The organism is Streptomyces panacea, from assembly GCF_040560175.1.
In the GTDB taxonomy this organism is placed as follows: Bacteria; Actinomycetota; Actinomycetes; order Streptomycetales; family Streptomycetaceae; genus Streptomyces; species Streptomyces panacea.
Genome location: NZ_JARJHW010000226.1, coordinates 1 through 11,018 on the forward strand (window position 1 = coordinate 1; position 11,018 = coordinate 11,018).

Annotated in this window: 7 protein-coding genes; 4 read left to right on the plus strand and 3 right to left on the minus strand. The window is 70.2% G+C overall.

The window, feature by feature from the left end:
* Positions 1–582: 582 nt before the first annotated feature.
* Positions 583–1,665 carry a mannose-1-phosphate guanylyltransferase gene (manB, locus tag P3L51_RS32250; protein ID WP_354608881.1) on the minus strand — a complete coding sequence of 361 codons (1,083 nt, stop codon included), beginning with the start codon at positions 1,663–1,665 and terminating at the stop codon, positions 583–585.
* Positions 1,666–1,727: 62 nt separating this feature from the next.
* Complete coding sequence (locus P3L51_RS32255; protein WP_354608882.1) at positions 1,728–3,098, minus strand: peptidoglycan recognition protein family protein; 1,371 nt, start codon at positions 3,096–3,098, stop codon at positions 1,728–1,730.
* A 137-nt stretch (positions 3,099–3,235) separates the two neighbouring features.
* Between P3L51_RS32255 and P3L51_RS32260 the strand changes: the two genes are divergently transcribed.
* From P3L51_RS32260 to P3L51_RS32275, 4 genes are all read left to right on the plus strand, one after another.
* The gene (locus P3L51_RS32260; RefSeq protein ID WP_354608883.1) at positions 3,236–4,012 is read left to right on the plus strand and encodes a TIGR03089 family protein; all 777 of its coding nucleotides are present in this window, start codon (positions 3,236–3,238) and stop codon (positions 4,010–4,012) included.
* Between the two features lie 181 nt (positions 4,013–4,193).
* Complete coding sequence (locus P3L51_RS32265; RefSeq protein WP_354608884.1) at positions 4,194–5,690, plus strand: LCP family protein; 1,497 nt, start codon at positions 4,194–4,196, stop codon at positions 5,688–5,690.
* A gap of 226 nt (positions 5,691–5,916) precedes the next feature.
* A complete protein-coding gene (locus P3L51_RS32270; protein ID WP_354608885.1) occupies positions 5,917–7,809 on the plus strand; it encodes an LCP family protein in 1,893 nt (630 codons plus the stop codon).
* Positions 7,810–7,890: 81 nt separating this feature from the next.
* Entirely contained in the window at positions 7,891–9,615 is a 1,725-nt protein-coding gene (locus tag P3L51_RS32275; RefSeq protein WP_354608886.1) for an LCP family protein, read from the plus strand.
* 170 nt (positions 9,616–9,785) lie between these two features.
* Here the strand turns inward: P3L51_RS32275 and P3L51_RS32280 are convergent, their stop codons facing one another.
* Positions 9,786–10,817, minus strand: a complete 1,032-nt coding sequence (locus P3L51_RS32280) for a glycosyltransferase family 2 protein (RefSeq protein ID WP_354608887.1) — start codon at positions 10,815–10,817, stop codon at positions 9,786–9,788.
* Between the last annotated feature and the right edge of the window lie 201 nt (positions 10,818–11,018).

Here is an 11,018-nt window from a genome sequence, read left to right on the forward strand (position 1 = left end):
ACTCCTGACACGGCTACGCCGCGCGAACACAAGGCGAGTGAGCCGGCAACGGACCGCAAACCGGGCCGCAGCCGGCCCCGGGCCCGTACAGGGGCCCAGGTATCGGGGAGACGGAACAGCGGAGTGCGCCGCGCCGAACGCCACCCCCTCGCACTCCTGACACGGCTACGCCGCGCGAACACAAGGCGAGTGAGCCCGCAACGGACCGCAAACCGGGCCGCAGCCGGCCCCGGGCCCGTACAGGGGCCCAGGTATCGGGGAGACGCAAGGGCGGGGTGCACCGCGCCGGGCGAACGCAAGGCGAGTGAGCCCGCAGTGGACCGCAACCGGGGGTCCGGTACGGGCCCTGAGCCCGTACCGGACCCCCGGCGCCGGGAAGACGGAAGGGCGGGGCGCGCCGCGCCGAGCGACACGCCCCCGCGCTCCTGACACGGCTACGCCGCGCGTACTCGCGGCAAGACGCCCCGCCACCAACCCGACGGACAGCAGGCTTCCCGAAGGTGCACCGGGCTCGTCTCGGCCCGGCTGCGACGCCGCCCCCACCCGAGCCCGTCCCGACCGGCCGTCAGGCGGACCCCCGGCTCACTGGTCCGACGAGAAGCGGATCGAGCCGGGTGGGAGTGTCGTGTCGCACCAGACGCGCGCGCCCGCGCGCAGTTCGTTGTCCGGGCCCACCGTCGCGCCGTCGCCGATCACCGCGTCCGTCAGTGTCGTACGGGCTCCCACTCGCGCCCCCGCGCCCACCAGGGAGTCCGTGATGATCGCCCCGGGGCCGATCACCGCGTTGTCCAGGATCGCGCTGCCCGAGATGCGGGCGCCCTCGGCGATCACCGCGCCCGCGCCGATCACCGTGCCCGACGTGAGTTTCGCGTCCGGGGCGACCGTGGCCGTCGGGAGGATCAGGCGGTCGCCGCAGCGGCCGGGGATCGCGGGGGACGGGGCCACGCCCAGGACCAGGTCCGCCGAGCCGCGGACGAAGGCCCGGGGAGTGCCCAGGTCCAGCCAGTACGTGGAGTCGACCATGCCCTGCAGATGCGCCCCGGACTCCAGCAGGCCCGGGAACGTCTCGCGTTCCACCGACACCGGGCGGCCGGCCGGGATGGAGTCGATCACCGAGCGGCGGAAGACGTACGCCCCCGCGTTGATCTGGTCGGTGACGATCTCCTCCGGTGTCTGCGGCTTCTCCAGGAACGCCGTGACCCGGCCGTCGTCGTCCGTCGGCACCAGCCCGAACGCCCTCGGGTCGTCGACCCGTGTCAGGTGCAGCGAGACGTCCGCCCCGGACGACGCATGGGTGTCGACCAGCGCGCCGATGTCGAGGCCCGTCAGGATGTCGCCGTTGAAGATGAGCACCGGGTCGTCAGGGCCGGAGTCCAGCCGGGAGGCGACGTTGCGGATCGCGCCGCCGGTGCCGAGTGGCTCGTGTTCGGTGACGTATTCGAGGCGCAGGCCGAGCGACGAGCCGTCTCCGAAGTACGGCTCGAACACCTCGGCCAGATACGACGTCGCGAGGACGATGTGCTCGACCCCGGCGGCCCGCGCCCGTCCCAACTGATGGGCGAGGAACGGGACGCCGGCCGCCGGGACCATCGGCTTTGGCGTGCGCACCGTGAGCGGCCGGAGCCGGGTGCCCTTGCCGCCGACCAGGAGGATCGCTTCAGTCACCTTGTTCGTCTCTGCTTCCTGCTGGGGACGGCGGTCCCCCGTGCAGGGGGTGACCAGCCAGTCTAGGAGCGTCCCTGGTACTTCGCGGCGGATACACGCACCGCGCCCAACTTGCTGTACAGCCTGTTGCCCGGGCAGTCGGTCACGAACCCGTCCCGGTGGCCCGAGACCGCGTTCATGCTGACCTTCTTGCCCTTCTTGTACTTGTTGCCACCCGCCGACGTCAGCGTCACCTTGCCCTTCGGGTTGATCCCGTGCAGCCCGAGCTTCCAGGCGGCGAGCTTGGCGACCGCCGTCGTGACGGCCGCGGGCGGGTTGGTCGTCCCGTACGACCCGAGGACGGCAATGCCCGTGCTGTTCGTGTTGAAACCGAGAGTGTGAGCACCCATGACCGGCTTCGTCACGCCCCCGGCGCGCCCCTCGTAGATGTTTCCGCACTTGTCGATGGCGAAGTTGTAGCCGATGTCCCGCCAGCCGCTGCTCGTCACGTGGTAGCGGTAGATACCGCGAATGACGGAGGGCGCCTGCTTGCAGGTGTAGTTGTTGCCCGTCGCGCTGTGATGGACGAAGGCGGCCTTCACCGTCTTCGTGTAGCCGAGCTGCCTCTCGCGCAGCTTCTCGTTCGCGCCCCACCCCTTGCGCGAGATGATCTTCGGGCGCGGGGCCTTGTACGGCTTCGCGGCGCCGCCGCTCCCGGCGGCTGTGGTCGCCTTGCCGGAACCGGAACCGGAACCGGAACCGGAGCCGGAACCGGAGCCGGAGCCGGAGACAGAGCCGGCGTCGTCGTCAGCGGCGGCGGCGGAGTCAGCGGCGGAGCCGGCGGGGTCCGTCGCGACGGACTGGCCCCGGGAGGCATCCGCACCCGTCACCGGCAGTTGCTCCGGCGCCTCCCCCGGGTCGACCAGCTCCAGGCTCAGCCCGCGCGGCAGCGGCACACGGGCGGGGCGGCTGTCCGGATCGGTGTCGAGGTTCTCGTGCGCCAGGACCCGTGCCTGGACACCGTCGGACGCGCCGACCCACAGCGGCGCCGTCGAGCCGCGCACGGTGCCGGAGTCGCGTTCCGACGTACCGAGGTCGGCGCCGTGCTCGGCGTTGTGCGTCTCCAGGTCCTGCCAGCCGGACCAGGCGCCCGTTTCGGCGGACCGGTTTCGGACCTGGACCGAGCCGTTGAGTTCGGCGTCGGCGTCGTCCCAGACGACGCCGACGAGCGAGAAGGGTTGGACGTCCCGCTGGGCCAGCCCCTGCTCGGCGGCGACACCGGAGGAGCGTTCGGACCCGAGCGAGATCAGTGGCAGCGACTCGGTCGAGCCCGGCACGGATGAACCCGTCCGGACATCCCGGGGAGCCGCCGCGGCCCCGGAGGGCAGGGAGAGCGGGAGGACGAGAGCCGCGGCACAGGCGACGCCGATCGAGGAAGACAGGAATGCACGCATAACCCGATCGTGCGGCCGGCCGGCCGTGCCCGCCTTCCGGGAGCGCCCAAGGAAACTGACGGTCCATCGGACCAACCGGTGGACGGCGTCACCGGTACGGCGGTGTGCGCCCGGCCGCCCCGCGTACCCTTGCCCGCGTGAACGCCAGCGACCGCACCCCCGCCGACCTGCTGCGATCCGCCCTCGCCGCGGATCCGGCCCGCCCCTTGGTCACCTTCTACGACGATGCCACCGGTGAACGCGTGGAATTGTCCGTGGCCACCTTCGCCAATTGGGTGTCCAAGACCGCCAACCTCCTCCAGGGCGACCTCGCCGCCGCCCCCGGCGACCGGCTCGCGCTTCTGCTGCCCGCGCACTGGCAGACCGCGGTGTGGCTGCTCGCGTGTTCCTCGGTCGGGGTGGTCGTGGAGATCGGTGGCGACCCGGCCGGCGCGGACCTCGTCGTCACAGGCCCCGACACACTGGACGCCGCCCGCGCCTGCCGCGGCGAGCGGCTGGCGCTCGCGCTGCGCCCGCTCGGCGGTCGCTTCCCGCAGGCGCCCGACGGCTTCGCCGACTACGCGGTGGAGGTGCCCGGCCAGGGCGACCGGTTCGCCCCGTTCGCGCCGGTGGACCCGGACACGCCCGCGCTCGTCGTCGCCGGTACGGAGCTGACGGCGGCCCAGGTCGTGGAGCGGGCCCGAGCCGACGCCACGGCCCTCGGCCTGACGGCCCCCGGCGCCCGGCTGCTGTCCGGCAGGCCGTACGACGCCTGGGAGGGGCTCTCGGCCGGGCTGTACGCGCCGCTCGCGGCGGGCTCGTCGGTGGTGCTGTGCCGCAATCTGGACCAGCTGGCGGCGGACGGACTGGCCAAGCGGATCGAGAGCGAGCGGGTCACCGGCACGGCCGGCGGTACGGCTGACGGCACGGCGTAGGAGGTACCTGACCACCTCGGGTCGGCGACACGGTGAGCTGATGGTCCGACGGGTTCCGGCGTGGAACGCCGCCTCCGGTAGATGATCGTCGGTAGTTCAGGTTCAGTGCACAACCAAGCGCGCGGTTCAGCCGTCTACCCCTGAAACCGGCGGAGCCGTGCCGCCGCCGACGCCATGAAGGATGGACTCCGCCGTGACCGACAGTGCTGGCACGCCGCCCGAACCGGACCCCCGGGCAGAGGACGAGCCGCCGACCGCGTCGCCCGCGTCCGACGGCGACACGACCGCGAATGACAGTGACAGTGACAACGGAAGCGGGAAGAAGGGACAGGGGGAGGGCGAACCGAAGGACGGGGCGACGGCGGGTTCGGGGAGTGAGCCGGAGACCGAGCCGGAGACCGAGCCGTCCGAGGACGCGACAGACGCGGCGCCCGTAGCCGGGGCCGCCGACGCCAAGGCCGAGGCCGTCGCGGTCCCCGATGCCCCCGGCGCCGCCGAGGACCCGGAAGCCGCCGACCCCGCCGCCGCGCCGCGCAAACGCCACTGGCTCCGCTGGACCGCCCTCGGCACCTCCGTCGTCGTCCTCGCCTCCGCCGGTGTCGGCTGGTGGTTCTACCAGAAGCTCGACGGCAACATCACCACCGACACCACCGCCGAAGCGGAGCTGCGGACGTACGAGAAGGAACGTCCGAGACCCGTCGCCGTCGACGCGAAGAACATCCTCCTCATCGGCTCCGACACCCGCTCGGGCGCGGGCAACGGCAAGTACGGCCGCGACGACGGCGGCTCGCAGCGCTCCGACACCACGATCCTGCTGCACCTCGCCGCCGACCGGCAGAGCGCGACCGCCATGTCCATCCCGCGCGACCTGATGGCCGAGATCCCGAGCTGCCTCGCCTCGGACGGCAGGCGCTCCAGGGAGCAGTCCGCACAGTTCAACTGGGCGTTCCAGTTCGGCGGCGCGGCATGCTCGATCCGTACGGTCGAGAAGCTCACCGGCATCCGCGTCGACCACCACATGGTGATCGACTTCAGCGGCTTCAAGGACATGGTGGACGCGGTCGACGGCGTCGAGGTCTGCCTCAAGAAGCCCGTCGACGACGTCGACGCGCATCTGAAGCTGCCCGCGGGCAAGCAGACCCTCACCGGTGAGGAGGCCCTCGGTTTCGTACGGGCCCGCAAGACCATCGGCGACGGCAGCGACACCGAACGCATGGAGCGCCAGCAGCAGTTCCTCGGTTCGCTCGTCAGGAAGGTGCAGAGCAACGGTGTTCTGCTCAATCCCACGCGGCTCTATCCGGTGCTGGACGCGGCGACCAAGTCGCTGACGACCGACCCCGGTCTGAACACACTCAGGGATCTGTACGACCTGGCGCGGGGCCTACGGAACGTACCGACGGAAAAGGTGCAATTCCTTACCGTACCGCGACAGCCCTATGTCAATGACCCGAACCGTGACGAGCTCGTACAGCCGGACGCGGGCCGTCTCTTCACGCAACTACGCAAGGACGAGCCCGTCTCGATCGTGTCGGCCGAGGAGAAGCGGGCCGAGGAGAACACACAGCGTGACGGCGGAAGTCCGAAAACGGATGGAAAGCCGGACGACACGGGACCTTCGAGCGCCACCCCGACTCCGACTTTCCCGGGCACAAATGCCGCCGCGGGCCTGTGTGAGTAAAAGCAATACCAAGGAGGGGTCGGCAGTCTATGACGATTGGGAAGATTGCCCCCTTGTAAGAGGAGTCGAATTTGTCACTGACGTCGCTCGACGCTGAACTGGGCGGATAGTGTGACGCGATCTGGTTCATTCGGACCGCGAGGTCGCGCACTGCCGGATCGAAAGACCGAGCGCCTTTGGGGGAAGAGGCGCTTCGCGTGGCACCCGACGGAGGACTCAAGCAACCGTGGATGCGCATAGCCGTGGACAGTCGGACGGGATCGACCCCGCCGACCAGTGGGTACTCAACCCGCAGACCGGCAATTACGAATTGCGACTGAACCACTCCGAAGGGCAGTCGTCCGCTCCTTCTCGCGATGCGGGAAACGGGCAGGACGCCCCTCGTCGGTCCAGAAAAGCGTCACCCACGGACGGTGCGCCGCAGGGGCGTTCCGGCAGAGACCGCAGAGCGCCCGGCGCCACGGGAGCGGGAGCCGGCTCCGCCGCCCCCGCGGGTGCGGGTGCCGACAGCGCGGCCGACGACGCGGGCGCGCGTGTCCCCCGCGCCCGTGACTCCTCAGGTTCCACCGGGGCTTCGGGTACGTCCCGCCGGGACGTACCCGGCCAGCGTGGCCGCCGCGCCGCGAACAACGCCGACGCCGCGCCCACCGCCGCGGGCCGCCGCAAGCGCAAGGCCCCGCCCAAGTCCCGGAAGAAGAAGCTCCTCGGCTGGACGGGCGGCATCACGGCGTTCGTTCTCATCGGCGGCGCGGGCGCCGCCTATTACGCGTACCAGGAGCTCAACAGCAACATCCACACGATCGATGTCGAGGGAGCGGGCAGCGGAGGGTTCAAGAAGGACCAGGCCGTCAACATCCTGGTGATCGGCACCGACAAACGCACCGGGGCCGGCAACGAGGGCTACGGCGACAAGGCCAGTGTCGGCCACGCCGACACCACGATCCTCTTCCATGTCTCCAAGGACCGGACGAACGCGACCGCGCTCTCCATCCCCCGTGACCTGATCACCGACATCCCGGACTGCGAGACGAAGACCGAGGACGGCACGAAGATCGTCCCCGGCGAGCAGGGCGTCCGGTTCAACACCAGCCTCGGCCAGTCCGAGCGCGACCCGGGCTGCACCATGCGTACGGTCAAGGAGCTGACCGGGCTGACGGTCGACCACTTCATGATGGCCGACTTCAACGCGGTGAAGACGCTGACGACCGCGGTCGGCGGTGTCGAGGTGTGTGTCGCCAAGGACGTCGACGACCCCGACTCGCATCTGAAGCTGACCAAGGGCAAGCACGTCATCAAGGGCGAACAGGCTCTCGCCTTCGTCCGTACGCGGCACAGCTTCGGCAACGAGAGCGACCTGGACCGGATCCAGACCCAGCAGCAGTTCCTGGGTTCCCTGATCCGGAAGATGAAGTCCAGCGACACGCTGACCAGCCCCACGAAGCTGTGGGACCTGGCGACGGCCGCGACCGACGCGCTCACGGTCGACACGGGTATCGGCAGCATCGAGAAGCTCCGCGACCTCGGTACGGAGCTGTCCAAGGTCAACCCGAAGAACATCAGCTTCACCACGCTGCCCGTGATAGACAACCCGGCCGAAGTCGTGAAGGCGACGGTCGTGGTGAACGAAACGCAGGCGAAACCGCTGTTCGCGATGATGCAGAGCGACACCTCTCTCACCGAGGTGAAGGAGAAGGAGAAGGACGCCAAGAGCAAGCAGTCGGCGCTCCTCAAGGGAACCAAGGCCGCCGCCGCCGATGTCAGGGTCGATGTGTTCAACGGCGGCGGGCCGCAGGGTTCCGCCCAGGAGACGCTCGCCTGGCTGCAGAACGAGGAAGGCGTGCCGAAGTCCACCAACAAGGGCAACGCGCCTGCGGAGTTGGACAAGACGTCGCTGGAGTACGCGCCGAACCAGGCCGACCAGGCCCGCCGTCTCGCGGACATGATGGGCCTGCCCGCCACGGCGATGAAGCCGGGCACGGAGGACGCCGAGGGGCTGGAGGCGATGACGCTGACCCTGGGGGCGGACTTCAAGGGCGCGGGGGTGCCCATCACCGGTCCGGCGAAGACGCCGGAGGGCGTACAGAAGGTGGAAGCGGACAAGCAAGTGTGCGCCAAGTGAGACCGGCTCCGGTATGCCCGGAACGCCGTCTCATGCGGAGCGCTTGAGCGACAGGGGCAGGGGCACGGGGTGGGGCAGAGCATGCACAGACAGCGGACACGACAACATGTCCCGCACGCCGGCGAGTTGGGCTGGGACGACAGTCTGTACGAGGGCGACGGCGCGGACGGCACCGGCGGCCCTGACGGCCCGTCGGACGGCAAGGCGAACGCCGGCTCGGGTGACGGCTCCGACTCCGCGGACGGCTCCGCCGATGGCTCCGGCAGGGCGAGAAGAGGCCGTCCCCGCCGCAACGGCGCGCGCCCACGCGACCGGCGCGGCAAGCGCCGAATACTGCGCTGGGTCTCCTTCGTCCTCGCCCTGCTGATACTCGGCACGGCCGGCGCCGGATACCTCTACTACCGCCATCTCGACGGCAAGCTCAAGAAGGAAGACCTGACGCTCGGCGACAAGCCGATGGCCGACCACAAGGTCAACTCCGCGGGCCAGACCCCGCTCAACATCCTGCTCATCGGCTCCGACGCCCGCGACACCAAGGCGAACCAGGACCTCGGCGGCGCGAAGGACACCTTCGGCGGCGCGCCGCTGGCCGACGTACAGATGCTGCTCCATGTCTCGGCCGACCGCAGCAACATGTCGGTCGTCAGCATGCCGCGCGACACCATGCTGAAGATGCCCAAGTGCACGGACCCGGACACCAAGAAGGTCTACCCGGCGAGCACGGGCAACATACAGACCAACGCGAGCCTGGGGCGCGGGGGTCCCGGCTGCACGGTGGCCACCTGGTACGAGCTGACCGGCATCCCCATCGACCACTTCATGATGATCGACTTCGCCGGTGTCGTCTCGATGGCCGACGCGATCGGCGGCGTGCCGGTCTGCGTCCAGGAGAACGTCCACTCACGCAACGCCGAGGGCAAGGGCTCCGGGCTGAAGCTGAAGAAGGGCGAGAACATCATCCAGGGCGAGCAGGCCCTCCAGTGGCTGCGTACGCGCTACGGCTTCGAGGACGGCAGCGACCTGGCCCGCACCCACGCCCAGCACATGTACATGAACTCGATGGTCCGCGAGCTGCGCAAGGGCGCCAAGCTGACCGACCCCGGAAAGCTGATGAGCCTCGCCGGGGCGGCCACCGACGCGCTGACGGTCGACACGGGCCTCGGCGGCGTCAAGAAGCTCTACGATCTGGCGGAAGAGCTCAAGAAGGTGCCCACGAAGCGCATCACGATGGCGACGATGCCGAACGTGTACGGCACGGGCACCGAAGCCGGGCGGGTGTTCCCGAAGCCGGGCGACGCCGACCAGCTGTTCACCATGGTCCGCGACGACGTGCCGCTCGACGGCAAGGCGTCCAAGCGCAAGCCCCCGGCCGAGTCCAAGGACCCGGCGGCGGCTCCGGCCGACACCGGGGTGCTCGTACGCAACGGCACGGGCAGCGACACGCAGGCGCCGACGGCGCGGCGGGCCAGCGCGGTGGCGGGGCTGCTCGTCGGCAAGGGCTACACCAAGGCCGTGTCGGACTCGACGCCCGATCCCACCGCGCGTACCGAAGTCCTCTTCCCCAGCGCCGACTTGGAGGGTGACGCGCAGGCGGTCGCCAAGTCCCTCGGGATTCCGGTCACTTCGGCGAAGAAGTCGACGGACGTGTCGGGTGTGACGCTGGTCGTGGGCGCCGACTGGCGTACGGGGGACACGTACCCGAAGGCGGCGGTGAAGGACGACACCAAGACGCCGGACACCGCGCGGGCGCTCAACGGGGCCGACGAGAGCGAGTGCATGGAGATCCAGCCCGGCTTCTCCTGGTAGCCGGGAGGCCGCGTACGAGAAGGAGCCCCGGGCGACGCGCCCGGGGCTCCTTCTCGTACGTCACTGCTCGTACGTCACTGCTCGTACGTCACCGCTCGTACGTCACCGCTCGTACGTCACCGCTCGTACGTGACGTCTCGTTCCGGCGCTCTCGTACGTGACCGCCTTGCTCAGACGGCCTGTTGGACCGCCGGGCGGCGGCTCGCGATGACCTTCTTGGCGAGCGAGCGCGGGCTGGTCAGGAAGCCGACCCCCCACGACATGTGCATCGTGGCGAGCGCGAGCGGGATCTGGAGCCGCGCCTTGAGGGGCAGGCCCTTGCCCGCGGGTATCGAGCCCGCGACGATCGCGGCGAGGTAGCCAACGGGGACGATCAGCGCCAGCGGTGTGAAGGCCAGACCGACGACGATGCCCGCGGCATTGGCGCAGACCGCGACCGGCGGCGCGAGGTAGCGCAGATTGATCGAGCCCGAGTGGAAGCGGGCGACGACATGGCGCCAACGGCCGTAGTTCCTGTACTGCTTGGCGAGCTCCCGGACGGACGGCCGCGGCCGGTACTGAACACGCAGCTCGGGCGAGAACCAGATCTGTCCGCCGGCCTCGCGGATCCGGAAGTTCAGCTCCCAGTCCTGGGCCCGGATGAACTCCTCGTTGTAGCCGCCCTGTTGCTCCAGCGCGGCCCGCCGGAAGACGCCGAGATACACGGTCTCGGCGGGGCCCGCCCTGCCGCCCGTGTGGAAGGCCGCGTTGCCGACGCCGATCTTGGAGGTCATCGCCGCCGCGACGGCGTGCTCCCAGTCGTTCTCGCCCTCGGCGTGCATGATGCCGCCGACGTTCTGCGCGCCCGTCTCCTCCAGGAGCCGTACGGCGGTCGCGATGTAGTTCGGCGAGAGCATGCCGTGGCCGTCGACGCGCACGACGACGGGGTGCTTGGACGCCTTGATGGCCGCGTTGAGCGCCGCCGGCGTGCGGCCGGTCGGATTGGGCACGGTCTGCACGCGGGCGCGGGCGCTGTCCGCCGTCTCGCGTACGAGTTCGGCCGCGATCTCGTCGGTGCGGTCCGTGGACGGGCCGAGCGCGATGACCACTTCCATCTCGCCGTCGTACTCCTGCTCCAGGATGTGCTGGACGGAGTTCCTCAGATGCCGTTCCTCGTTGAGCACCGGCATGATCACGGAGACGGCGGGGGGCTGGGCAGGCATGTGGTCCTTCGGGCGTCAGGGAGAGGGGTTCATCGACCGCCACGTTACCGCGAATGGGGGACAGCGACGCGCGTCGGGCGGGCTCAGCGCAAGGCTGCTGATCGTATGGGCCTACGTTGCGTCCCCTGGCCTCCCTTCGCTCCGCCCCCTGGCCGCCCTTCGCCCCGTCACCCGGCAGTCCAGTCGTTCCCGTCACCCGCG

Coding starts and splice junctions, on each gene's coding strand:
- P3L51_RS32255 (WP_354608882.1), bottom strand. CDS start 3,098: ATGCGTGCATTCCTGTCTTCCTCGATCGGCGTCGCCTGTGCCGCGGCT.
- P3L51_RS32265 (WP_354608884.1), top strand. CDS start 4,194: ATGGACTCCGCCGTGACCGACAGTGCTGGCACGCCGCCCGAACCGGAC.
- P3L51_RS32275 (WP_354608886.1), top strand. CDS start 7,891: ATGCACAGACAGCGGACACGACAACATGTCCCGCACGCCGGCGAGTTG.
- P3L51_RS32280 (WP_354608887.1), bottom strand. CDS start 10,817: ATGCCTGCCCAGCCCCCCGCCGTCTCCGTGATCATGCCGGTGCTCAAC.